Source organism: Sphingomonas sp. M1A8_2b, assembly GCF_053345535.1.
In genome coordinates, this window is the sequence record NZ_JBKFAH010000004.1 from 154,070 (window position 1) to 178,284 (window position 24,215).

A 24,215-nucleotide genomic window follows, 5' to 3' on the forward strand; every position below is an offset into this window, starting at 1 on the left:
CGGTACGAAATGGAGTTCCCCGATGCCCAGCAAGTCCCCCGTCCGCTACGATCCGTCCGTCGAGACGGTCGCCTCCGACGAGCAGGAGACGCTGGCCGTCCTCGAGGACTCGTTCCGCGAGATTCTCGAGACCACGTCGCAGGACTATGGCCATGCGGTCCGCGCGGTGCATGCCAAGGCGCACGGTATCGCCCGCGGCACGCTGACCATCGCCGCCGATCTGCCCCCCGAACTGGCGCAGGGAATCTTCGCGACCCCGGGCGAGCACGAGGCGATCTTCCGGATCTCGACCAATGCCGGTGACATCCTCGACGACAGCATCAGCCTGCCGCGCGGCTTCGCGTTGAAGATTCTCGACGTCGCCGGGCCACGCCTGCCGGGATCGGAAGACGCGACGACGCAGGACTTCATCATGGTCAACGGCCCTGCGTTTGCGGCGGCGGATGCCAAGGCGTTTTCGAAGAACCTGAAGCTGCTCTCGAAGACCACCGACCGGTTCGAGGGCGTGAAGAAGGCGATGTCCGCCACCTTCCGCGTCGTCGAAGCCGCGCTCGAGGCGGTCGGTGGCCAGTCGTCGACGCTGAACACGCTCGGCGGCGCAAAGCCCGTCCATCCGCTCGGCGAAACCTATTATTCGCAGACCCCGCTGCGCTACGGCGACTATATCGCCAAGGTCGCGTTGTTCCCCGTGTCGCCCGGCCTGACGCGACTCACTGGCGATACCGTCGACATCACCGCACGCCCGGACGCACTGCGCGAGGTGGTACGCGAGGCGCTGATCGAACAGGGCGGCGTGTGGGAGCTTCGCGTCCAGCTCAACCGCGACCTCGAGACGATGCCGATCGAGGATGCCTCGGTCGTCTGGGACGAAGCGGAAAGCCCGTTCGTCACCGTCGCCACGCTCAGGGTCGAGCCGCAGATTTCGTGGGAGCACGGCGTCACCGATCGCACCGACGATGCGCTGTCGTACAGCGTCTGGGACGGCATCGCCGCGCACCAGCCGCTCGGCGGGGTCAACCGCGCCCGCAGGGACACCTATGTCCAGTCGGCGACGTTCCGCGGCAAATTCAACGGCTGCCCGATGCACCAGCCGGCCACGCTCGCCGAACTTGCCTGATCCGCACGTGCTGAAGCTGTTCCACGTCAGCGACGTTCATTTCGGCGCGGAGGATCCCGCCGCGATCGCCTGGTTCGACCAGTGCGTCGCCGACGAGAAACCCGATGCGGTCATCATGACCGGCGACCTGACGATGCGCGCCACCAAGCGCGAATTCCAGCAGGGCGGCGACTGGTTGCGCGCGCTCGGCGTGCCGGTGACCTTGGAGGTCGGCAATCACGACATCCCCTATTACTGGGACCCGTTCCGCCGCATCTTCGCGCCGTATCAGCGTTATGCCGCGGTCGAGCAGATGATCGAACGCCCGCTCGAACTGCCAGGACTGACGATCGTCCCGCTGAAGACGACCGCGCGCGCGCAGTGGCGCTGGAACTGGTCGAAGGGCAGGGTGGGGCAACGCTCGCTCAGCCGCGCGCTGGCGATGATCGCCGATGTGCCGAAGGGCAATCTGATCTTCGTCGCCGCGCATCATCCGCTGATCGAGGGCGGGACGAGCGGCACCGCGAAAACGCGCTACGGCGACGAGGCGCTGACCGCGCTCGCCGGGGCGGGCGCGCATGCTGTCCTGTCGGGGCACGTCCATGATCCGTTCGATATCCCGATCGATCGCGACGGGCGGACGATCCGGATGATCGGCGCGGGCACGTTGTCGAAGCGGACACGCGGCACGCCCCCCGCGTTCAACGAGATCCAGATCGATGGTCCGAATTTCGTGACACTGCCGCGAACGCTGTCGTCGGAGGCCAAGGCACCGATCCGTCTGGCACGGTGACCCGAACCGTCCGGCAGCGACAACCCGCTGTCGCGATTTCACCGCATATGCCACTCTGGCATCATAAGAGGCTTGCCTTGCGCCGCTAATCGTCACAGCGGCTAGGCTCTATCGGTCGTCGCGGTCGCGGACAGCGCACGACGCAGCCGACAAAAGGGGTGATATTCGCGTATGTTGGGCTGGACGACCGCGTTGCTGATGGCTGCAACATCAATGCAGGCGAGCGGCGAGTCGCTCGTGCTGCAACCCGCGCAGCCGCAGGCACGCGTCGACGATCAGGCGGTGGCCCCATCGTCTGCGCCGTTGTCGATCGTGCCCGAACCCGCGCCAATTCCCGTTCCCGACCCGGCACCGGGTGAAGTGCCAACCCCGGCGCCGACTCCGTCCGATCTGCCGATGGTGCAGGCGCCGCCGCCCGAGCCTGCCAAGCCGAGCCCCACAACTGGCAGCGCGACAGGCAGCCAGCGCGATATCGTCATCGTCGGACGCAAGCCGCTCGCGGGCGATCCGTTGCGCTCGGTCAACGCCACGGCGTTCGACGCCACCGAGGCGGTCGACAAGGCGTTCGTCGGCCCGGTCGCGCGGCAGTATAAAAAGACTGTCCCGTCGCCGATCCGCCGCGGCATCCACAACTTCCTCTACAATCTGCGCGAGCCGATCGTGTTCGTGAACTTCCTGCTGCAGCTGAAGCCCGGCAAGGCCGTCGAAACCGTCGGTCGGTTCGCGATCAATTCGACGATCGGTGCGGTCGGCGTGCTGGATATCGCCAAGCGCCGCCCGTTCCGTCTGCCGCGCCGCTCGAACGGGTTTGCCAACACGCTGGGCTATTACGGCGTCAAGAACGGCCCGTTCCTGTTCCTGCCGCTGGTCGGCCCGACCACGGTGCGCGATCTGATCGGCGGCGGGATCGACCGTCTGATGCTGCCGGCCGCGGTCGGCAAGCCGTTCACCAGCCCGAGCTACACGATCCCGGCCGGGGCGCTCGGCGCGCTCGATCACCGCTCGGAATTCGATGATACGCTGAAGGACCTCCACGACAACGCCGCCGATCCCTACGCCGCCTCGCGCGAGTTCTACCTGCGCCGGCGCCAGGCGGAGATCGATCATCTCCACGGCCGCAACGTCGACGACATCCTCGGACCGGGCGGCGTCACCGAACCGCCCCCCCGCGCGGCAATGCCGATCATCGAGCAGCTTCAGGCGCCGACCGATCCCAGGACGAGCGCCGTACCCGCGGGGATGGTGCCGGCTAAGCCGTAAAGTTCGGCGCGTGGCGGCCGCGTTTTACGGCGCGGAGCCCGAATTCCATTCGATGTCGATCTCCACCCAGCCGCCGAGAACCGGCTTGCCGTTGACGCGCGGCGGGCGGACCCGGAACTGCCACGCCGCCTGACGCATCGCGCGCGCCAGGCCCGACCCGACCGGCGACTCGCTCAGCGCGCGGCAATTCTCGACCTGATAGTTCGCGATCATCCGGCACGCGATCTTCGCCCAGCTGTTGGGCGGCGGCGCGCTCTTCAGATAGCCGTTCAGTTCGGCATCGGTCGGGCGGCGATACCATTCGACCTTCATCAGCCGCTCGCCGCCGGGACCTTCGCCCGGACCGTATACCGACCCGCTGTCCTTACCCTTGCCCGACCCGCTCCCGCCGTCCCCGCCGGCAAGCTGGTCCTCGGGATGCGACGGCATCTTCGAGATATCGGCGGCGTCGAACATCTCCATCCCGCCGAGCATCTTGATCGGAAGCGGTGGCGGCGACTTGGGGGGCGCGGGGGGCGTCTGCGCAGCATCGGCGCGCGGGGCGGCACGCTGCGGCGAACCCCCGCTCGCGCGCTTCACCTTGGTCGGCGAGGGCGTGCGCTTGGCCGGGGTCGGCGTGGGCTGGTCGGGCGCGAGCTGGAACGTCACCGGATTGCGGGGTTCGGGCGGCTTGGCGACCTGCGACGGGCTCAGCCGCAACAGCAGCAGCAGGATCAGGATATGCGCGACGACCGTCAGGCCGATCGCACCGCTCCGCCGCCGTGCCGACCCGCGCGTCTCGATCGACGAAGAATGGTACGCCGACCGCATCGCCCGTTCGCCTAGCCCCGCGACGCTCCGCCTGCAACCGCCACCCGCGCCATGACGAAGACTTCATCGATCGCGCGGGAGCTGGGGCGCACTCATGGATGCCGGAAAATGGCTAACCCGAGCGGCGTATCGCAAAGATGAAGAAAAAACTGGTGCACCCGGCGCGATTCGAACGCGCGACCCCTGCCTTCGGAGGGCAGTACTCTATCCAGCTGAGCTACGGGTGCCAGAAATGTCGCCTAGCAAAGCGAAGCGGGGCGCGCCAGCCGTTTTCACGCGGATTTTCGCGTTACTTCGCCGGTGTCGCGTCTGACGATCGATCGATACCGTGCCGAGCATCCGCCGTGTCCGCCGATCCTGTCGCCTCCGTGCCCTTTACCTTGGGCGGCGGCGTCTTCGGTTTGTACGCGCACAGATCGCTGACGATGCACCGCCAGCATTCGGGCGTCCGCGCCTTGCAGACATAGCGGCCGTGCAGGATCAGCCAGTGATGCGCGTGCAGGCGGAACGGCTGCGGCGTCGCCTTGTCGAGTTTCAGTTCGACCACGAGCGGCGTCTTGCCGCGCGCGAGGCCGGTGCGATTGCCGACCCGGAAGATGTGCGTGTCGACCGCGAAGGTCTCCGCGCCGAACGCCACGTTCATCACCACGTTGGCGGTCTTGCGGCCGACGCCGGGCAGCCGTTCGAGCGCATCGCGGTCGTCGGGCACCTCGCCGCCATAGTCGTCGATCAGCATCTGCGAGAGCGCGATGACGTTCTTCGCCTTGGTGTTGTACAGCCCGATCGTCTTGATATGCGCCTTCAGTGCATCGAGCCCGAGCGCGACCATCTTTTCAGGCGTGTCGACCTCGCGGAACAGCGCACGCGTCGCCTTGTTCACCCCGACATCGGTCGCCTGTGCCGACAGCGCGACGGCGACGACCAGCGTGTACGGATTGACGAATTCGAGTTCGGTCTCGGGATGCGGGTCGGCTTCCGCCAGTCGCGCATAGAATTCGATCACGTCGGCCTTTTTCACCGGATCACAGGCCGAGTACGTCGCCCATCCGGTAGCGGCCGGCGGGCTGTCCGGCGAGCCAGATCGCCGCCTGCACCGCGCCCCGCGCGAAAATCGACCGGTCGTCGGCGCGGTGGTTCAGTTCGATCCGCTCGCCTTCGCCCGCGAAGATCACGCTGTGGTCGCCGATCACCGACCCGCCGCGCACCGAGGCGAACCCGAGCGTGCCCTCGCTGCGCGCACCGACCAGTCCGGCGCGGCTATCGACACGGAGCTCGGCCAGCGTCGTCCCGCGTCCCTTCGCGGCGGCCTCGCCCAGCAGCAACGCAGTGCCCGAAGGCGCATCGACCTTGTGGCGATGATGCATCTCGACGATCTCGATATCCCAGTCGGCGCCGAGCCGCGCCGCCGCCTCGCGCACCAGGATGTTGAGCAATGTCACGCCGAGCGAGGTGTTGCCGGTCTGGAGCACGGCGATGTCCCTGGCCGCCTCGTCGATCATCGACTGATGCTGCGGCGACAGGCCGGTGGTGCCGATCACGATCGCGGTGCCGGCCGCACGCGCCGCGGCGAGATGCGCCTCGATCGCGGAGGGTGTCGAGAAATCGACCAGCACGTCGGCCGTCCTGGCGAGCGGGTTCGGGTCCTCGCGCGCGTCGACGCCGCCGGCGAGGGTCGCACCCGCGGTTTCGATCGCGTCGGCGATCGCGCGGCCCATCCGGCCGGCGCTGCCATAGATCCCGATCGCGGTGGTCGAGGGCGGGGCGGGGCGGTCCGCGCGGGCGGAAAGCGTGGTCGTCTGCATGCCCTTTGCCCTGCCACAAAACCGTCGACCGGGGCAGGGTGGTTTTTCCCGGAGCGGGTAATAAATCCGATCAATCGTGGTGGGCGACGAGCGTCCGCACGAGGTCGAGATCGGCGGGTTTGTCGACGTCGACCGCCGCTAGGCCATACGGGGTCGCGACCGCCGCGGCATCCAGTCCGGCCATCCGGCCAAGATGCGCGACCGCATCGACCAGCGTCAATCGGCCCGACAGATAGCGCAGCAACGTGCCGATCCCGAGCCGCCGGACGATCCGCCACGGACGCTTGCGATCCGCCTCGACCTGCGCCCACAGATCGAGCGCGGCGATCGAACGCGGGGTGGCGAACTGGAACAGGTTGCAGCCCGACCACGCACCGTCGGCGAACCGCAGATAGGTCCGCGTGGTGCCGGGCGCGGCGCGTTCGATGACGTCGCGCCGCGCCAGCAACGCAGCGACATCGGCGCCCGGCGGCGCATCGGCGCGGAACCGGCGAATCCACTCGGGCTGGAGGAGGGCGTGGTCGGCGGTTGTCACCATCAATGGCGTGCCGAGCGCGGCGATTCCCTCGCGCACGCTCAGGCTGGGGCCGTTGGCGGCGGTCAGCACGGTCAGCCCCAGCGCGGTCGCATGCGCGCGCACCGCGTCGTCGGACACCGACACCGCGATCCGCGTCGCGCCAGCCTCGCGCAACGCCTGCGCGACGCGGGCGAGCAGCGTCTGTCCGTCGAGCAGGATCAGCGCCTTGTGGGATACGCCCGCATAGCCCGCGACCGGATCGACTCCGCCGCGCGATCCGGCCAGGATCAAGGCACTGAACCCCTCGCTCATGCCGGTTTCCCCCGCGCGCGCCAGACCCGCCAGAAGATGCCGGGCGCCGCGAGGATCGGATGTTTCTCCCGCCACGGGGTCAGCGGCACGGCGATCCCGGTATGCCGCTCGACCTTCCACAAGCCGTATTGCGCGGCCCCGTCGAAGGTGAACGCGGCGCGGACGAGGCGGGCGATGTTGATCGGTTTGCCCGCGCGGCGGCGGCGACGCCACGCGCGCAACAGCGTCCGGCGCGTCGCGGCGGCGAGCGTCGGCCGCAACACACCGGCGTCGTCGGTGTACGCGATCCCGTCCGCGGTCCACGCGAGCGGCAGCAACCGCGCATAACGGTCGGGATCGAAGCCGAGAATCTGTCCCTCGCGACCCTTGCGCTCGACACGCAATTCGGCGGCATAGGTCTGGCGGAACAGCGCGCGCCAGTAATCGTCCGCCTCGCCCGTCTCGGGGCCGAGCGCCGCCGCGAACCGCGCCGCGGACTTGGTCGCTTCGCCGATCGCGTCGGCCACCCGCGTCGCGGTTGCCGGATCCCGCACCCAGACGAGTGCCGACGGCTGGACGAACCGCGTCCAGATGGTCGTATCGAGCGTCCGCGCCGCCGCCGCCCTGGCAAAAGTCGCCAGCGTCATCGTCGCGATTTTCGCGCGCAGCGGTTCGCCGGGCGCGTCGAACTCGCGGTAGCTGACCGTCGGCCAGATCCCTCGCTCCGCCTGCCCCGCGGTCAGCGCATAGAAGTCGAGCACGCCCTCGGTCGCCCCGGTTCGCAGGTTGGAGCCGTAGAACAAGACCGCGAGGACGTCGGGCGCTTCCGCGAGCGTCGCCGCGACCGCGCGGACCGCCGGGATCGTCGGGACGTGGAGCTGGCGGCGGACGACGTCGCCGAGCGTGATCACGGAACCACGAAACTCAGCGTGCGCCCGGCGCGGACGGTCAGTTCGCCGCCGGGATACACCTCGCCGTCGAGGATGAACCCGGAGTCCATCGTCAGGTCGAGGCTAGGCGAGTCGATCCGGTGATAGCCGGCGCGATCGAGCCAAGGGGCCGGCGATCCGGTGACGATCAACGGCGTTGCAGCCGCGAGCCAGCGTGGCGGCGCGTCGACCACCAGCGTCTTCAGTCCGTCGCGTGGGGTCCCGAACGGCCGAATACCGATCGGCATCCGCTTCAACGTCGAGGCGAGCATCAGATAGCGCGCACGATCGGTGTCAGTATTCTTGCCGGGGGCGTGGACGCCCTCGTCGCCGCGCGGGGCGAACTTGATCCGCATCCTGCTGCCGGCCCGCCACGCGCTGTTGGCGCCGCCGAACAGCGTCTGCAGGATCGCCCAGCACAAGGCGAGGCCGACCGCGACTCCGTTGAACGCGCCGGCGCGGTGGGTGCGCTGCGCCAATGCGGTCGCATCGACGAACGCGCCCGCGCCGAACAGGAACCCGCACAGCCTGTCGCCGGTGTCCTTGCGGATCACCTCGATCGGGCTGCGCGACTTGACGCGGCCGTGGCGTGCCGCGGTCAGCGCCTGGTCGAGCGTCCAGTCGTCGGGGATGCCGAGATCGAGCGCGAGCGCGTTTGTCTTGCCCGAGGGCACGATCGCGACGCGCGGCGCGGCGCCGGTCCACACGCGGGCGGCGGCGGTCATGACGTCGCGGATCGTGCCGTCGCCGCCGTCGATCACCAGCAGCTCGATGCCGTGGCGCGAGAAGTCGGTGAGCACCTCGGCCAGTTCGGCCTGCGTCCGCGGCGTGACGGCCAGCACGGTGCCCGACAGGAAGGGCTTGGTCGCCTCGACGCTGCTGCGGTTGCGATGGCTCTTGGGGTTGCAGATGATGCCGGTACGGATCTTGGCGGCCGCTTCGCGCGGGGTCACGCCGTACCGATCGGCGACGGCCGGATCGAACAGGCCGTCGGGCCGCCATGCCGGCGGCGCCGGTGGCGAGAGCGAAGGCCCGCTGAATGCATTGAAGTTCGAAACGACATTAGCCACGATAGTAGATACCCGTCGCGGCACATAACCGCTACAAATTTGTGTCAGGAAGATTTCCGTTCAATGTCTGTGAACGGGTTTTAGTTCATCGCCGATACCGCATCTTCATCCGCACGGTCGTGCCCGAGGGGGGCAAGGCGGTGCGGACGGACGCGAACGACGGCAGTCCGATCGACGTCGGTGCGTCGTTCGAAAAGCCGAATCCCTCCTTCGGCACGAACAGCGTCCGGTTGAAATCATGATCGCTGTTTTCGTCGTGATATTGCGCGATCGCGTAATAGCCGGGCTTCAGCCAGAAACAGGCGCGCGGGCTGGCGGCGGATACGCGCGCCCGGACGAGCTTGCCGCCCTTCGACAAAAATCGCTTCTTGTCATCGGGATACACCGTGAAAGCGACCTCGCCGACGGCGTTGTGCATGGTCGTCGCTTCCAAGGTCAGTTTGGCATTGCCGTTGCCCGGCGTGCCCTGGCAGGTCTCGGTGGCACGCGCCTGGACCGGCGCCAGCACCGCGGCCGCGCCCAGTGCCACAAGGAATACATGGTTCATCGACAGACTAAGACCCGGAAAAAGTGGCGATACAGCGGCGCGCAGATGACATTTGCGACGTGAACGCGGCCTTTATCGCTAGTGCCCGACGGACTGAGCCACCTCACGGTCGAACCCCGACGTTTCGAAGGTCAAGCCTGGCGGGTAAGCCTGAAAGCGGCGCCCCCCAAGATGACCCCGGCCGCGAGCGATCCCAGCAGGACGGCGAGGGCCATGCCCAGCGAGGCGAGCACCGGCACCAGCAGCCACGCGGATAGCGCCACGACGCCGACACCTACGGCACGCGCCATCAGCGCGGTATCGGCGCGGCCATTGGCGATGAGCACCGTTTCGAGGCCGACGATCGTCAATTCGACGCAGCCCGCGGCGGCCAGTCCGAGCAGAACCGGGTAGCCGATGCCGAAGCCGGGGCCACCGATCAGTTCGAGCGCCTGCCTGCCGATCGCGGCGACCACCGCGAGGATGACGAGACTTCCCAGGATGCTGCCCGACACCATGCGGCGCAGCAGGCGGGCGATCGTGTTGCGATCCACCATCCTGACGACTTCGGCAAACGCGGCGCGCGACAGCAGCTGGGACATTTTCGCCAAGGCCTGCGCGAGCTGCGCGGCCAGTCTGAAGCGACCGGCAGCGGACGGCCCGACATACGCGCCGATCACGAGCAGCGGGATCTGCTTGCTGGCGATATTCAGCGTCGTGTTCGTGTTGGTGCTGGCGGCGAACCGCAGGAACCCCTTGTTTTCCGCGATCACCTGCCGCCAACCGAGCCAGTGTCCGTGCGTGATCCTGCGCCAGTCGCCGCATTGGACGACGAACCACCAATAGATCGAGGCTGTGACGAGCTCCGCCACGCCCCACGCGAAGAGAAATCCCTGGAGCGTCGGATGCACGAACATGACGACGACCGCGCCGGCGAACCGAACCAGTGGCGTCACGCTGTCCGCGAGCGCCGCCGACGAGTAGCGATCGCGCAATCGCAGGATACCGACCGGCGTCGACCGGATCGTCAACAACTGGATCACCGTGAAGATCAGCGTGGCGCGCAGCAGGGTCGGGCCGATGCCGAACGCTTCCCCCCAGAATTCCAGGATCAGTATCGCCAGCACGGTGCCAACGATCGCGCTGGTGAGGTCGAGAATGGCGCACGCGCGAAACAGTCGGGCGAGGCGCGTGTCGTCGTCGTGCTTGACCGCATCGACCCCGTAGCGGACAATGATCTGCCACGTCTGAAACCCGACCAGCATGGTCAGGGCCTGCGCGGCGCCGGTAACCAGCGCGAACCGCCCGAAATCCTTGACGCCCAGACTGCGGGTGACGAAGCCGATGTAGAACAGCGACAGAACGGCCATCAGACCCCGGCTCGCGAGGAGCCAGCCGAAGTTGCGCAAGACCGCGCCGAGCGCGCCTTTGGCTCGGAACCGGGAGGGCAGGCGATCGCCGATACTCATAGCGTGCGGCCCCTAATGCCAAGCGATGCGCGCGACAATGGCTGCCCATCCCTCGCGGCACGGTGCCCCGCTTCTTTGACAGCGCCAGCGGAACACCGTAGCGGAGAATCCCGGTATTTATGACGGAAGTTTCATGACCGTCTCGGCTCGACCTGCGCTGGCAGGCAAACGATTTGCGTTTCATTCGGGCAGCTACTGTCCCCGCAAGGCCAGCATCCGCTTACGCGTGCTCGGGCCGATCGCAGCCTTGCGACAGCGTGGCGTGGATATCGAGCTGTACAGCGCGCGGGTCGGTCCCGGTGGCTATGACGCGATCATCTTTTCCAAAAGCTACACGCGCCGCGCCGAAGCGCTGGTCGACGCGGCGCGGGCCGAGGGATGCATCGTCATCTCGGATGCGTGCGACAGCGTCATCGAGCGTGCCGAACGCCGCGGCAAGCCGCGCAAGGCCGCACGGATCGCGCGCCAATTCGCGGCGGCCGATCTGGTGACGGTGGCGACTGCGGAACTCGGCAAAGGCTTGCAGCAGCAGTCGGGTGCGATCGGACCGAAATTACGGGTCGTCGACGATATGGTGGAGGATCTCGATGCGCTGGCGGCGCTCCCCTTGTCTTGGATCGAGCGCTTCCATCGCCGCCGCCTTCGTCGATTCCACGAGCGCAACGAGTCGGCCCTGCACTGTATCTGGTTCGGCAAGAGCTTTTGCGACGTGTCGGGCATTGCCCATCTCGATACCGCGATCGCAGCCCTGAAGGAGGCCAGCCGGGGATTCCCCGTCACCCTGACGATCTGCAGCGACGATCGTGCCAGCTACCGCACGGCGTCGACGTCATGGCGCATCCCGCACATTTTCATACCCTGGTCGCTGGCAAGCTTTCCCCATGTCCTCAGGCAGCACAGGGTCGCGGTCATCCCCGTCGTGGAGAACAGCTACACGGTCGGCAAGACGATCAACCGGCCAGCTGCCGCGCTGCGCGCGGGCCTGGGGGTCGTCGCCGATGGTTTGCCGTCCTACCGCCAACTGGCGCCGTTCGTTTTTCTCGACGACTGGTCCGCCGGTCTGGAATCCTATGCGCGCGGCTGGAGTGCCGAGTGCGAACGGATCGCCGCGGGCAATCTCTGGCTCGACGCCGCATACGGCACGGACCGCGTTGCCGCTCGGTGGGAGGAGATTTTGGCGGAGGCCGTCGGCTAGCGGGAAACGGTGATCTTCAGGCCGTCGGCCTTCCCCTTTACGCCAGCCAGCTCACCAGCGTTTCACCCCGGGCCTTGCGCACCATCGCCTGCACCAGCCGCACCAGATGCACCACGAGCGAGATCGCAGTCCATGCGGCGACCCCGATGATCCCCCAATCCGGCCGCGTCACCAGCAGCCCCGCGAACAGGATCACCATGTTCGGATTGCGCCGCGCGGTGATCAGCCGGAACCAGCTGTCGAACCGCTCCCACACATGGATGTGCATCCCGAACCGGACGATGAACGCCCCCTCGATCAGCCGCTGCGCGACATAGCCGAACAGCATCGTCCCGATCACCGCCCAGAACACGCCGTCCTCGAGCGGTCGCCCGTACGGCGCACACCCCGCCGCCCACGCCCACCACCAGAACGGCGGATGCACCAGGTCGACGCCGTGATCCCACGCATTTCCCAGCTTCGACGAGGTGATCGTGCACCGCGCTAGCTTCCCGTCGACGGTGTCGAGCACCATGAAGACCAGACCCGTCGCGAGCCCGGTCCAGAACCAGCCATACCAGAACGCCACGGTCGCGACGATGCACAGCACCGAGCCGAGCGCGGTCACCTGGTTCGGCGTGATCCCGGCGCGCGCGCAGACCCGCGTGATCGCCAGCGCCCATTCGGGCCACAGATATTTGGTCAGCAGGTCGGTGACGCCCTTGTACGCGCCGACATAGCTCGCGCGCTCGATCGCGGGCACCGCGGCGGGGGTCAGCAGTTCGGCGAACGGCCGTTCGCGCTTGCGCAGCGCCTCGTTGAGGATGCCGTCCTCGGCCTCCGCGGCGATCACCGTCAGCCCGGTCACCAGCGGCGCGGCACCCAGCATCGCCTCGGTCATCCGCTCGCGCTCGTCGGCGTCGCGGACATGCGCGAGCACGGGCACGCCGGTGCGAGTCACGACGGTCCCGGGGCGGGACTTGAGATACGCGATCCACACCGGATCGAACGCATAGGCAAGGTTGGCGAGGATGACCCCGCCGGCGCCGCCATCGGTGTCGGTCACCAACCCGTGCGCGACGCCGATCCGCCGGATCCGCTCGGCATTGGTCATGCCCCAGAGCAGCGTGTCGTTCGCCCGGACGGTCCGGAGCGCTGGCGTTGGAGCTGTCGAATCTACCATCCCGCACCCGTTACCCGATCTGGTCGCGAAAGCGAGAGGGGGTAGGGCAGGTGGAGACTAAACGGGATGCGTGCCACCCACCCCGATTTCACCACCCCGGCCTCCGCCGGGGTGGTGGAGATTTAATGGACGTGTGTGGCCTCCAACACGCGCAGAATCTCCTCCGCAGCGCGCGCCGCACCACCTTCGACAGGACCAAGCGACTGCCCGGCAAACTTCGCCTGAACCGCTGCATACTCCGCATGCCTCAACGCCGACCGGTCCAACGCAGCGACGACGTCCGCAACGTCCTCGACCACCTCGCCGCAAACCCACATCGCGTAGTTCGGATCGCCTTCCCAATCGACACCCCCCGCGTTGAGAAACACGCAAGGCCGCGGCCGCATCAGGAACTCGATCACCTGGCTCGACGTGTCGCCCAGATACACGTCCGCCACCCCGGTATAGCTCCCGTCGACCATCGCGAACCCGTCGATGTCGCAGTGAACATGCGGCAACCCTTCGATCTCCCGCATCACCGTCGCCACCTCCGGCGCGCGTTCGATCAATCGCTGGTGCGGCGCGAAGATCAGGTTGTAGCGCCCGTCCGCGACGATCCGCCGCACCACCTCCGCCCCCCACCGCCACCACGACGAGCGATGCTGCTGCCAATGCGGCGCATACAGCACCACCGGCCGCGTATCCGCGAACGGCGGCGCGGCGTGCGTCCGGTGCGTGAAGTCGGCCTTCACATACCCGGTCGAGACGAACCGCTCGGGCGCGAACCCGCGGTCGAGATACGTCTGCCGCTCCAGTTCGCTCGGCACCAAGGTCAGCGCCGCCGCCCGCCGCCGCGGATCGTCGCGCGCGCTCATCGATCCCACCCCGTGCGAGGTCTTCACGAACCGCGCCCGCATCGGAAACAGCCGCGGCAGCCACAAGCTGGTCTGTTCCGCACACACCACGACGCTGGCGCTGCGCAGATAGGGGAGCAGCCGCAGCAGCATCGGCATCTTCGCCGGCAGCTTCGGATTTCGCCCGCTGCCATCGTCCCCAACCACACGAAACCCCGGCGCGCGGCGGATGCGGACGGTGGGGAAGGGGGCGGTCCAGCGTGCCAGCAGCGTCTCGTGCACCGACGTGCTCACCCACAGTTCGATCGGCACGTCCGACGCGGCGGCAAGCGCCTCGACGATCGGATACAGGTGCGGGATCAGCAGCGTCTCGCCAAGAAACAGGAACGCGACTTTCCGGCTCATGCGCCCGACCCGTCTCCGGCGAGCGCATCATGATCGTGCTGCCACTGCGCGATATCCTCGGGCCGGTCGATCTCCTGCCAGCGCGCGTCGGGATCGATCCGCAACGCGTGGACGCCGACCGTCTCGGCGGCGCGGCGGACGACCGCGTGGTGATAGGCATGGATGCCGTCCTCCTCGCCGATCACCGCGCGCAACGCGTCGGCATAGGCCGTTCCGCCGGTCGACACGATCAGCCCGAGCGACCGCGCGGTTGCCTCGTGCCCGACCAGATGCTTGCCGACCGCGACGATCCGGTCGCCGTCCGCCTCGACCAGCATGTCGTCCAGCCCCGGCTCGTCCAGCGGCTCGATCACCAGCTTCACGCCCGCGACCGGATCGGCGACCGCCGCGCGCAGGATCGGCGCGTCGAACACGGTGTCGCCGTTCATCAACGCGAACGGCGCGTCGAGATACGCACGCGCCGCCCAGACGCTGCCGATGCTGTTGGCGGTCGACCAGAACGGGTTGAACACGAGTTCGGTCGGCAAGCCGCCCCCGTGCCCGGAAACTCGGGTCGCGAGATGCGCGGCGATCTGGTCGATCCGGTAGCCGCCGACGATCACCGCGCCGGCAAACCCCGCCGCGGCGACCGCGTCGAGCTGATGGTCGAGGATCGCGCGACCGCCCACCTGCACGAGGCATTTCGGCGTCGTCAGCGTCAACGGCAGCAGCCGCGATCCGTGACCCGCGGCAAGGATTATCGCCTTCATGCGAGCGAACTTAGCCACGAAGTGTGGCAGGAAAAAAGCTGCCCCGTGTCGCGCGATCATGCTGCACTGCAGCGGAACATCCGCGGCCACGCACCGTTGCGCCTTGATGCGCATATTCAGATCGCTTCACATACCCCATGAATGGGTCTGGCTGGAGAGCGTCGCCGTCGTCTCGGCGGCCGTCTTCGTCGCGTTGATCGCGCATTGGCTGACCATGCGGATCGCCGGGCACGCCCAGCGCCGGACCACCGCCAAGACCGACGGGCTCGTCCTCGCCCGCGTCCGGCGGCCGTTGCGCGCCGTGTTCGTGGCGATTGCGGTCGCGTTCGTCGCGCGGCTGCTGCCGATGGACAACGACATCGAGGATTTGTGGAAGCAGTTGCTCGGCTTCCTCGTCCCCGCGCTACTCGGCTGGCTCGCGGTCGCGGCCCTCCGCGCGTTCCAGGACGTCATCGAGATCCGCGCCGACATCTCGGTCGAGGACAATCTTCGCGCCCGCCGCAAGCGCACGCGTGCCGCGATCCTCGGACGCATCGGGACGTTCTTCATCATCTTCATCAGCGTCTGCCTGATGCTGCTGAGCGTCCCCGGCATCCGCTCGATCGGCGTGACGCTGATGGCGTCGGCGGGTATCGCCGGCCTCGTCGTCGGTGCGGCTGCTCAGCCGGCGCTGAAGAACCTGATCGCCGGCGTGCAGATGGCCTTCACCGAGCCGATCCGGATCGACGACGTGCTGATCGTCGACGGGGAATGGGGGCGGGTCGAGCAGATCAACCTGACCTTCGTGGTCATCAAGATCTGGGACGAACGCCGCTTGGTCGTGCCGGTCTCGAAGTTCCTCGAGCAGAGTTTCCAGAACTGGACGCGCGAGACCAGCCAGCTGATGGGGTCGGTGTTCTGGTACGTCGATCCGTCCGCCGACGTGCCGCGACTGCGCGAGAAACTGGGGGAGATCGTCACGTCCAACCCGCGCTGGGACAAAAGGTTCTACAACCTCCAGGTCACCGACGTGAAAACCGACTGCATCGAGTTGCGCGGCCTTATGACCGCCAAGGACGCGGCGATCGCGTTCGACCTGCGCTGCGACGTCCGCGAGGCATTGTTGAAGTATATCCGCGAGGAAATGCCTGAGGCTATCCCGAGAAACCGCCTGCTGATGGCGCCGGACCCAGTGCCGCGGACCTAAGCGAATCCTCCCCCGCCAGGGGGAGGTGGCGCCGAAGGCGACGGAGGGGGAGGCACGCGCCACGTGCGTTCCGTGTCCTCCCCCTCCGTCTGGCAAGTGCCAGCCACCTCCCCCTGGCGGGGGAGGATTGAATTATGCCGCCTCATTCTCCGGCACCGCCTCGAGCGCGGTGATGAATAGCTCGCACCACCACATCACGTCCTCCTTGCGGACGTTGTCGATCAACTTCGCCCAGCGGTCTTTCCGTTCGGCCAACGGCATCGTCAGCGCCCGCCCGATCGCGTCGGACATCTCCTCGGGGCTGTACGGATTGACCAGCACCGCGTCCTTCAGCTGCGCCGCCGCACCCGCGAACTGCGACAGGATCAGCACGCCCGGATCCTCGGGATCCTGCGCCGCGACATATTCCTTCGCGACCAGGTTCATCCCGTCCCGCAATGGCGTCACCAAGCCTACACGTGCCGCGCGATAAATCCCGGCCAACACATCCCGCGGGAACCCCTGGTTGACGTAGCGGATCGGCGTCCAGTCGATGTCCGAATACTCGCCGTTGATCCGCCCCGACATCGAATCGAGGTTCGCACGGATCTCCTGATACGTATCGACCTTCTCGCGCGAAGGCGGCGCGATTTGGAGCATGTAGACCAGCCCGCGCCGATCCGGATGCGACCCGAGAAAGCGCTCATATCCGGCAAACCGCTCGGCCAGCCCCTTCGAATAATCGAGCCGGTCGACCCCGACGATCAGGCTGCGACCCGTCGCGGACATATACATCCGCTCCTTGGCATGCCGTGCGGCATCGCTGTTGGCGGATTTTTCGAAGTCGGCGGTCTCGATCCCGATCGGCGTCGTGATCGCCTTGATCGTGCGGTCGCCGACCGTCACCCAGCCGTCCTTGCCGACCACGCCATCGAGCTGGCTCGTAACGTAATGCAGGAAGCTGTCGAGCCAGTCCTGCGTCTGGAAGCCGATGACGTCGTACGCGAACATCGATTCGACCAGCGCGCGATGGCTTGGCAGCGACAGCAGCATCGCCATCGGCGGCCACGGAATGTGGAGGAAGAACCCGATCTTGTTCTCGACGCCGAGCTTGCGCAATTCCTGGCCGAGCGGGACGTGGTGGTAATCGTGGACCCACACCAGATCGTCTGGCTCGATCAACGGCAGCACCGTCTCAGCAAAGCGTTTGTTGACCCGCGCGTAGCCGCTGGAAAAGTCGCGTTCGAACTCGGTCAGGTCGATCCGGTAATGGAACAGCGGCCACAGCGTGCGGTTCGCATAGCCGTTATAATATTCGTCGAAATCCTGCTCTTCGAGGTCGATCGTCGCGGTGGTGACGCCCTTGCCCTGCTGGAAATTGATGTGCCCTGTGAAGGTGTCGGTGGTCGATCCCGACCAGCCGAACCAGACCCCGCCCTTTTCGCGCAAAGCAGCGAGCAACGCGACCGCGAGGCCGCCCTGGTTGCCCGAAGGCGCGTCGACCGACTGGACGCGGTTCGAGATGACGACGAGGCGGCTCATCGGACGGCACTCCACGGCTTGCTGAGCAGGACCGCGCAGTTGATCAGCCCCACCAGCGAATAGGTTTGCGGATAATTCCCCCACAGCTCGCCGGTCGCCGGATCGATATCCTCCGACAGCAGGCCCGCAGGGGTACGACGCGCGACCATCTCGCAGAACAGCGCGCGCGCGTCGGCGGTCCGGCCGGTCGCGTGCAGCGCCTCGATCAGCCAGAAGGTGCAGACGTTGAACGCGGTATGCGGCAGGCCGAAATCGTCCTCGGTCGCATAGCGCAGCATGTGGCTGCCACGCCGCAGGCCCTCCTCGACCGCCTTCAGCGTCGACTGGAAGCGCGGATCGTCGGGCGCGAAAAAGCGCAGGTCGAGCAGCTGGATCAGGCTCGCGTCGAGATCGTCGCCACCGAACGTCGCCGAGATACGCTGCGTATCCTCGCGCCACGCCGACTGCTCAATCGTCTTGCGAATGGTGTCGGCCCGGTCCTGCCAGAACACGCAGCGATCGGCGAGCCCGAGTACATCGGCGGCATTGGCCAGCCGATCGCACGCCGCCCAGCACATCGCCGCCGAATAGGTGTGGACGTGCGCCTTGGTGCGCAGCTCCCACAGCCCCGCGTCGGGCTTGTCATAGGTTTCCCACGCGCGGTCGCCGACCAGTTCGAGGCTCTTGAAGTCCTCCTCGCTCGACATCCGGAACAGTCGCTTGTCGAAGAACGCCTGAACGTCGGACAGGATGATCTGGCCGTACGCGTCGTGCTGGATCTGCTCGTACGCCTGGTTGCCGACGCGTACCGGCCCCATGCCGCGATAGCCGGGCAGGTCGCTCTCGATCCGCTCGATCAACGTCGCCTCGCCGCCGACGCCGTACAGCGGCTGGACATGTCCGCCCTTCGACGCGTCGACGATGTTGCGGAGATATTCGAGATACCCTTCGAGCACGTCGAGCGCGCCCAGGCGGTTGAGCGCCTGCACGGTGTAATAGGCGTCGCGGATCCAGCAGTACCGATAATCCCAGTTGCGCTCCGACCCGTCATGCTCGGGGATCGACGTGGTGAGTGCGGCGACGATCGCGCCGGTCTCCTCGTGCTGGCACAGCTTCAGCGTGATCGCCGCGCGGATGACGACGTCCTGCCACTCGACCGGCGTCGCGAGCCCGCGCACCCAGTGCCGCCACTCTTCCTTGGTCCGCGACAGCATCGCCTCGGCGGCCTCGTGCAGCACGCCCGCAAAGCTCTCGTCGGGACCGAGGAACAGGTGCATCTGGCGTTCGAGCCGGAAGAAATTCTCGCCGATGACATGCCCGACCGGCGCATCGGTCGTCAGCCGCAGCGTCTGGTCGGCCATCAGGAAGCGGATATGGTTCGAGCCGTGCGTCTGCTCGGTCGGCTTGCCCCAGTTGGTCGCGACCCGCATCCGGATCCGGATTCGCGGCGAGCCCGCGACCGGCTTGACGATCCGCACGAAGCTGGTGGGGCGATATGTGCGGCCTTCGCGCACGAATCGCGGGCAGAAATCGATCACCTCGACCGCGTTGCCCGCCTCGTCCTCGTGCCGCGTCACCAGGATCGGCGTGTTGCGGATATAGGCCTGCGTGGTCTTGGCGGCGTTCTCGATCTCGATCGCCCAGAACCCGGTCTCGGGCGCATCGCCGCCGAGCAGCGCGCAGAATGCCGGGTCGCCATCGACGCGCGGCACGCAGCCCCAGACGAAGCTGCCGGTCTTGTCGATCAGCGCGGACACCTGGCAATTGCCGATCGGCCAGAGATTCACGTCCGCGGTTTGGGTCAGTGGGGTCATCATCATTCCAATATGCCGTCGATCCAGCGCCGGAGCGCGGCGACGTCGTCTAAACGGTAGGTAGCAGCGGTAGGGCGCGGCTCGCCGATCAATATGCCGACACCGCCCAGATCGCGCGCGGCTTCGAAGCCGTCCTCGTCGGTGATGTCGTCGCCGAAGAAATACGGCGTGCTCCCCGCCATGTCGGGCGCCGCGATCAACTGACGCAGTGCGCCGCCCTTGTCGCCGGGCGTGCGCAGTTCGACCATCATCTTGCCGCGCTGGAGCGTGAGGCCGTGCGTGGCGGACAGGTCTTCGGCAAGCGCTACGGCGTCCGCCTCGAGGGCAGGGGCCATGCGGTAATGCAATCCGGCGCCCAGGCTCTTGGCTTCGTAGACGAGCCCGTTGGCGTCGGCGAACGCCTTGAACGCGTCGGCCGCGGCCTCGAGCGAAGCCGGGCGTTCGGCGGCGACATGGCCGTCCAGCGGCGTACGTCGTTCGGCGCCATGACTGCCCGCGACCGCGAACATCTGCGCACGCCGCCCGAGCATCGCGTCGAGCTGCGCGATCGACCGCCCGCTGATGATCGCGACCCGCCCCGGAAAGCGGTCGGCGAGACTATCGAGTGCATCGAGCAGCCGCTGGTCGACGACGACCGCATCGGGCGTCGCGGCGAGATCGACGAGCGTCCCGTCGAAATCGAAGAACAGGCTGACATCGCTGGGCACGACAGGCGGCGGCGCGAGGACTTCAGTCGCGGGCTGGCGTTCGGCTAGCATCATCGTCCAACCCATAGCCCCACCGCTCCGTTCCGCTGCACTGCAAAATTGTAACGCCTGCGATCCGATCGCGCGGTCGCTAGCGTCGCTAGCTTCGTACCAAGCGCCGTACCAAGCGACGCACCCAACCCCGTTCTCCCGCGAAAGCGGGAGCCCAGGAATCAAGCAGTACACCGTCCGTAACCCTGCCCGCCCGCGTCCGCGAGGCAACACCAAATCAGGCTAGGATCGACGCCCACCCATAACACCACCCCGGCGAAGGCCGGGGCCCAGGTGGCACGTCCCCCGTGATGATCCGCAATCCTCCGTGACCACCGGTCGCCCAACTGGGCCCCGGCCTTCGCCGGGGTGGCGGCAGTTTCCGCACGAAGCCACCGTCACCCAAACCCTGCACCCACCCCGCTTGCGACACCTCGCGACACAAAACCGCTGGACTAGCAAACGCCCGTTGGCCATGCCTGCCGCCCATGTTCCGCGTCCGCGCCCTCCTCATCGCACCAGTGCTGCTGGCGGGCTGCACCGTCGGCCCCGACTACCACCCGAAAGCCGCCGCCGAGCTAGGCGTCCCCGACGCCTATTCGGTCACGCCCGAGACCAGGCCCGAAGACCTCACCCGCTGGTGGCAGAAGTTCGACGACCCCGTCCTCGGCCAGCTCGTCGAGCAGGCCGCCGCCGCCAACCTCGACCTCGCGCAATCCGTCGCCCGGCTCCGCCAGGCGCGCGAGAGCCTGCTCCAGAACCGCGCGTCGCTGCTCCCCACGCTCAGCGGCTCGGCGGGCTATCAGCGCAACGAGAACGTCCGCGGCGGCGGGCGCTCGTTCACGCTCCCCGACGGCACCGTCGTCGATACAGGTGGCGGCGGCGCCAACAGCTTCACGCTCGGCGCCAGCGCCAGCTACCAGGTCGGCGTCTTCGGCGAGATCCGTCGCACCGTCGAGGCCAGCCGCGCGGACTATGCCGCGTCGGGCTACGACTACGCCACCGTGCTCATTTCCGTCGAAAGCGAGGTCGCGCGCAACTATGTCCTCGCCCGCCTCTACCAGCAACAGCTCGCCAATGCCCGCGCCTCGCTCGCGATCCAGGACGACAACCTCGAAATCGCCGGCTTCCGCGTCCAGGCCGGGCTCGTCTCCAGCGTCGACGCCGAACAGGCCCGCGCCCAGCGTGCACAGACCGCCGCGACCATCCCGAGTCTCGATCAGCAATATGCCGCCGCCGTCGCGCGGATCGGGGTACTCACCGCGCAGGCGCCCGGCGCGCTCCGGGCGATGATGGCGCCCGTGAAGGCGATCCCGACCGGCCCCGCCGCGGTCGGCGTCGGCATCCCCGGCGACACGCTGCGCCAGCGCCCCGACATCCGCTCCGCCGAGCGCGCGCTGGCGGCGGCGACCGCGCGGATCGGCGTCGCCAAGGCGCAGCTTTACCCGGCACTCGCGATCTCCGGTAACCTCAATACCAACGCGACCTCGCTAGGCAGCATCGGTGACGCGATCACCGGCAGTCTGTTCGCCGGACTGACCCAGGCGATCTTCAACGGCGGGCGTCTCCGCTCGCAGGTCCGTGCCAGCGAAGCCGCCGCCGATGGTGCGTTCGCGCTCTACAAGTCGACCGTGCTGACGTCGCTCGAAGACGTCGAGAACGCGGTCGTCGCGCTCCAGGCCGCACAGGAACGCGAGCGCCAGTTCGCGATCGCGCTCGACGCGGCGAACAATTCCGCGATCCTCAGCCGTAGCCAGTACCGCACCGGCCTCACCGATTTCACCACGCTCAACCAGCAGGAAACCGCGCTCCTGTCCGCCCGCAACGGCGCGACGCAGGCGCGCGCCGATGCCGCCACCGCACTGATCGCGCTGTATGCGGCGCTCGGCGGCGGCTGGGATTCGACCGTCATTCCCGAAGCGCCACCGCGTGCGCAGAACACTTCAGAGGCACGCTGATGGCCGACGCATCGATCGACGATTTCCTCGGCGTGAAGCCGCAGGCGCCCTGGCGGCGCTACGTGAAGTGGGTCGCGATCGCGGTCGGGGTGGTCGTGCTGTGCCTGCTGCTCGCGAAGTGCTTCGGCGCGAAAGAGCAGACGCAATATTCCACGCAAGCGGCGCAGCGTGGCAATCTGACCGTCACGGTATCCGCCACCGGCAAGCTTGCGCCGACGACGCAGGTCACGGTCGGCTCGCAGTTGTCGGGCCTCGTCACCAAGGTCGTCGTCGACGTCAACGACCGCGTGACCGCGGGCCAGCCGCTCGCGCTGATCGACCCCGAACAGCTCGACGACCAGATCCGCCAGACCAGCGCGCAGCTTGCTGCGAACCAGGCGCAGGTCGCGCAGGCACGGGCCACCGTCGCCGAATCGCGCGCGCAGCTGAACCGGCTCGAAGAGGTCTCGCGCCTGTCGGGTGGTCGCGTGCCGTCGAAGACAGAACTCCAGACCGGCCGCGCCGACTACGCGCGCGCCGTCGCGGCACAGAAGGTAGCCGAGGCCAACGTCGTCGCCAGCCGCGCGCTCCTCGCGCAGAACCAGACTCAGCGCGCGCGCGCGATCATCCGCTCGCCTGTGACGGGGGTGGTGCTCGCGCGCCAGATCGATCCCGGCCAGACCGTCGCCTCGTCGTTCAACACGCCGACGCTGTTCGTGATCGCCGAAGACCTCACCAAGATGAAGCTCGAGGTCGCGATCGACGAAGCCGACGTCGGCGAGGTCAAGGTCGGCCAGAAGGCCAGCTTCACGGTGGATGCGTTCCCCGGCCAGACCTTCCCGGCGACGATCACGCGCGTCGATCTCGGCTCGAACCTGACGGTCAGCTCGGCGACCTCGTCGACCACGACCACGGCGACGACCTCCACCGGTCAGGTCGTGTCCTACGCCGCCGATCTCACCGTCGCGAACCCGTCGCTGACGCTGCGCCCCGGCATGACCGCGACCGCGGACATCGTCACCTCGGACAAGCGCAACGTGATGCTGGTCCCCAACGCGGCGCTGCGCTTCAAGCCAAGCGCGGACGGTGCGAAGGATTCGGGCGGCGGCATCGCCGGCTCGCTGACCTTCCGGCCACGGCGCGGCGCCGGTGGCAACGCGCGGACCGCCAAGCTCGATCGCGGTTCGCAGCAGACGATCTACGTCAAGGGCGCCGACGGCACGCCGCAGCCGGTGCAGATCACGACCGGCGACACCAACGGGACGATGACCGAAGTGCTGTCGGGCAATCTCCAGCCCGGCGCGCAGATCATCATCGGTCAGCTCGCCACCGGCACCGGCACCGACACGACCAAGACCGCCGCACGCCGGTCGGGCGGCGCCAGCAAAGGTGCGGGTGGTGGCCAGTAATCCGCCCCCGCTGATCTCCTTACGCGGCGTCACCAAGACGTACGGCACCGGCGCGACGATGTTCCAGGCGCTCAAGGGCGTCGACCTCGACATCGCGGCGGGTGATTTCGTCGCGGTGATGGGGCCATCGGGGTCGGGCAAGTCGACGACGATGAACATCCTCGGCTGCCTCGACGTGCCGAGCGCGGGGACGTTCACGTTCCAGGGCCACCATGTCGAGACGCTCGACCGCGACCAGCGCGCCCTGCTCCGCCGCAACCACCTCGGCTTCGTGTTCCAGGGCTTCAACCTCCTCTCGCGCACCTCCGCGCTGGAAAATGTCGAACTCCCCTTGCTCTACCGCGGCGACGAAAAGCGCGCGCGCCGGGACGCGGCGATGGCCAGCCTCGACACCGTCGGCCTCGCGGACTGGTGGGACCATACTCCGGCGGAACTGTCCGGCGGCCAGCAACAGCGAGTCGCGATCGCCCGCGCGCTGGTGACCAGCCCCGACGTGCTGCTGGCGGACGAACCGACCGGCAACCTCGACAGCGAACGCTCGATCGAGATCATGCAATTGCTCACGCGGTTGAATGCGGAGAAGAACATCACGGTATTGATGGTCACCCACGAACCCGACATGGCCGCGTTCGCGAGGACGGTGGTCCACTTCAAGGACGGCTTGGTAGAACGCATCGAAAGCCAGCACCGCCAGGGCGAAAGCGTGGCTTCGTGAGCGTGCCTCT

The 24,215-nt window shown here is 67.6% G+C and carries 22 protein-coding genes and 1 tRNA gene; 8 read left to right on the top strand and 15 right to left on the bottom strand.

What is annotated here, in order from left to right; all coding sequences use genetic code 11:
• Positions 1-22 precede the first annotated feature (22 nt).
• The 3 genes from ACLBWL_RS15855 (at position 23) to ACLBWL_RS15865 (ending at position 3,149) form a co-directional block, all read left to right on the top strand.
• Positions 23-1,117 (top strand): catalase family protein, encoded by a 1,095-nt coding sequence (locus ACLBWL_RS15855; RefSeq protein ID WP_447794675.1) that lies wholly within the window; start codon positions 23-25, stop codon positions 1,115-1,117.
• Between the two features lie 7 nt (positions 1,118-1,124).
• Positions 1,125-1,889 carry a metallophosphoesterase family protein gene (locus ACLBWL_RS15860; RefSeq protein ID WP_447795038.1) on the top strand — a complete coding sequence of 255 codons (765 nt, stop codon included), beginning with the start codon at positions 1,125-1,127 and terminating at the stop codon, positions 1,887-1,889.
• 198 nt (positions 1,890-2,087) lie between these two features.
• Positions 2,088-3,149 carry an MlaA family lipoprotein gene (locus ACLBWL_RS15865; RefSeq protein WP_447794677.1) on the top strand — a complete coding sequence of 354 codons (1,062 nt, stop codon included), beginning with the start codon at positions 2,088-2,090 and terminating at the stop codon, positions 3,147-3,149.
• Positions 3,150-3,173: 24 nt separating this feature from the next.
• On the opposite strand, the gene ACLBWL_RS15870 is transcribed toward ACLBWL_RS15865, so the two are convergent.
• From ACLBWL_RS15870 to ACLBWL_RS15910, 9 genes are all read right to left on the bottom strand, one after another.
• The gene (locus ACLBWL_RS15870) at positions 3,174-3,959 is read right to left on the bottom strand and encodes a hypothetical protein (RefSeq protein ID WP_447794679.1); all 786 of its coding nucleotides are present in this window, start codon (positions 3,957-3,959) and stop codon (positions 3,174-3,176) included.
• A 150-nt stretch (positions 3,960-4,109) separates the two neighbouring features.
• Positions 4,110-4,186, bottom strand: a tRNA-Arg gene (locus ACLBWL_RS15875).
• A 62-nt stretch (positions 4,187-4,248) separates the two neighbouring features.
• A complete protein-coding gene (nth, locus tag ACLBWL_RS15880) occupies positions 4,249-4,977 on the bottom strand; it encodes an endonuclease III (protein WP_447794680.1) in 729 nt (242 codons plus the stop codon).
• 4 nt (positions 4,978-4,981) lie between these two features.
• Positions 4,982-5,761, bottom strand: coding sequence for a 4-hydroxy-tetrahydrodipicolinate reductase (dapB, locus tag ACLBWL_RS15885; RefSeq protein ID WP_447794682.1), 780 nt, complete (start codon positions 5,759-5,761; stop codon positions 4,982-4,984).
• 70 nt (positions 5,762-5,831) lie between these two features.
• Positions 5,832-6,590 carry a nucleotidyltransferase family protein gene (locus ACLBWL_RS15890; protein WP_447794684.1) on the bottom strand — a complete coding sequence of 253 codons (759 nt, stop codon included), beginning with the start codon at positions 6,588-6,590 and terminating at the stop codon, positions 5,832-5,834.
• Complete coding sequence (locus tag ACLBWL_RS15895) at positions 6,587-7,480, bottom strand: hypothetical protein (RefSeq protein WP_447794685.1); 894 nt, start codon at positions 7,478-7,480, stop codon at positions 6,587-6,589. The genes ACLBWL_RS15890 and ACLBWL_RS15895 overlap by 4 nt, the downstream gene beginning before the upstream one ends.
• Entirely contained in the window at positions 7,477-8,568 is a 1,092-nt protein-coding gene (locus tag ACLBWL_RS15900) for a diacylglycerol/lipid kinase family protein (protein WP_447794687.1), read from the bottom strand. The genes ACLBWL_RS15895 and ACLBWL_RS15900 overlap by 4 nt, the downstream gene beginning before the upstream one ends.
• Positions 8,569-8,653: 85 nt before the next feature.
• Complete coding sequence (locus ACLBWL_RS15905) at positions 8,654-9,115, bottom strand: DUF2141 domain-containing protein (protein WP_447794689.1); 462 nt, start codon at positions 9,113-9,115, stop codon at positions 8,654-8,656.
• A 131-nt stretch (positions 9,116-9,246) separates the two neighbouring features.
• Entirely contained in the window at positions 9,247-10,563 is a 1,317-nt protein-coding gene (locus tag ACLBWL_RS15910; protein WP_447794691.1) for a lipopolysaccharide biosynthesis protein, read from the bottom strand.
• A gap of 133 nt (positions 10,564-10,696) precedes the next feature.
• Between ACLBWL_RS15910 and ACLBWL_RS15915 the strand changes: the two genes are divergently transcribed.
• The gene (locus ACLBWL_RS15915; RefSeq protein WP_447794693.1) at positions 10,697-11,758 is read left to right on the top strand and encodes a hypothetical protein; all 1,062 of its coding nucleotides are present in this window, start codon (positions 10,697-10,699) and stop codon (positions 11,756-11,758) included.
• A gap of 37 nt (positions 11,759-11,795) precedes the next feature.
• On the opposite strand, the gene ACLBWL_RS15920 is transcribed toward ACLBWL_RS15915, so the two are convergent.
• The 3 genes from ACLBWL_RS15920 to ACLBWL_RS15930 all read right to left on the bottom strand — a co-directional run bounded on the left by ACLBWL_RS15920 (position 11,796) and on the right by ACLBWL_RS15930 (position 14,907).
• Complete coding sequence (locus ACLBWL_RS15920) at positions 11,796-12,920, bottom strand: CDP-alcohol phosphatidyltransferase family protein (RefSeq protein WP_447794694.1); 1,125 nt, start codon at positions 12,918-12,920, stop codon at positions 11,796-11,798.
• A 122-nt stretch (positions 12,921-13,042) separates the two neighbouring features.
• Positions 13,043-14,158: a hypothetical protein gene (locus tag ACLBWL_RS15925; RefSeq protein WP_447794696.1), complete on the bottom strand. Its 1,116-nt coding sequence runs from the start codon at positions 14,156-14,158 to the stop codon at positions 13,043-13,045.
• The gene (locus ACLBWL_RS15930; RefSeq protein WP_447794698.1) at positions 14,155-14,907 is read right to left on the bottom strand and encodes a phosphocholine cytidylyltransferase family protein; all 753 of its coding nucleotides are present in this window, start codon (positions 14,905-14,907) and stop codon (positions 14,155-14,157) included. Before ACLBWL_RS15930 ends, ACLBWL_RS15925 begins: the two co-directional genes overlap by 4 nt.
• 106 nt (positions 14,908-15,013) lie before the next feature.
• On the opposite strand from ACLBWL_RS15930, the gene ACLBWL_RS15935 reads away from it, so the two are divergent.
• Entirely contained in the window at positions 15,014-16,093 is a 1,080-nt protein-coding gene (locus ACLBWL_RS15935; RefSeq protein WP_447794700.1) for a mechanosensitive ion channel family protein, read from the top strand.
• Positions 16,094-16,225: 132 nt separating this feature from the next.
• On the opposite strand, the gene ACLBWL_RS15940 is transcribed toward ACLBWL_RS15935, so the two are convergent.
• The 3 genes from ACLBWL_RS15940 to otsB are packed head-to-tail and all read right to left on the bottom strand — an operon-like array spanning position 16,226 to position 20,168.
• Entirely contained in the window at positions 16,226-17,614 is a 1,389-nt protein-coding gene (locus ACLBWL_RS15940) for an alpha,alpha-trehalose-phosphate synthase (UDP-forming) (protein ID WP_447794702.1), read from the bottom strand.
• Positions 17,611-19,413, bottom strand: coding sequence for a glycoside hydrolase family 15 protein (locus tag ACLBWL_RS15945; protein ID WP_447794704.1), 1,803 nt, complete (start codon positions 19,411-19,413; stop codon positions 17,611-17,613). Before ACLBWL_RS15945 ends, ACLBWL_RS15940 begins: the two co-directional genes overlap by 4 nt.
• The gene (otsB, locus tag ACLBWL_RS15950; RefSeq protein WP_447794706.1) at positions 19,410-20,168 is read right to left on the bottom strand and encodes a trehalose-phosphatase; all 759 of its coding nucleotides are present in this window, start codon (positions 20,166-20,168) and stop codon (positions 19,410-19,412) included. The genes ACLBWL_RS15945 and otsB overlap by 4 nt, the downstream gene beginning before the upstream one ends.
• Positions 20,169-20,632: 464 nt before the next feature.
• Between otsB and ACLBWL_RS15955 the strand changes: the two genes are divergently transcribed.
• The 3 genes from ACLBWL_RS15955 to ACLBWL_RS15965 are packed head-to-tail and all read left to right on the top strand — an operon-like array spanning position 20,633 to position 24,205.
• Entirely contained in the window at positions 20,633-22,102 is a 1,470-nt protein-coding gene (locus ACLBWL_RS15955) for an efflux transporter outer membrane subunit (protein ID WP_447794708.1), read from the top strand.
• Complete coding sequence (locus ACLBWL_RS15960; protein WP_447794710.1) at positions 22,102-23,490, top strand: efflux RND transporter periplasmic adaptor subunit; 1,389 nt, start codon at positions 22,102-22,104, stop codon at positions 23,488-23,490. The genes ACLBWL_RS15955 and ACLBWL_RS15960 overlap by 1 nt, the downstream gene beginning before the upstream one ends.
• A gap of 58 nt (positions 23,491-23,548) precedes the next feature.
• Positions 23,549-24,205 (top strand): ABC transporter ATP-binding protein, encoded by a 657-nt coding sequence (locus tag ACLBWL_RS15965; RefSeq protein ID WP_447795040.1) that lies wholly within the window; start codon positions 23,549-23,551, stop codon positions 24,203-24,205.
• Positions 24,206-24,215 lie beyond the last annotated feature (10 nt).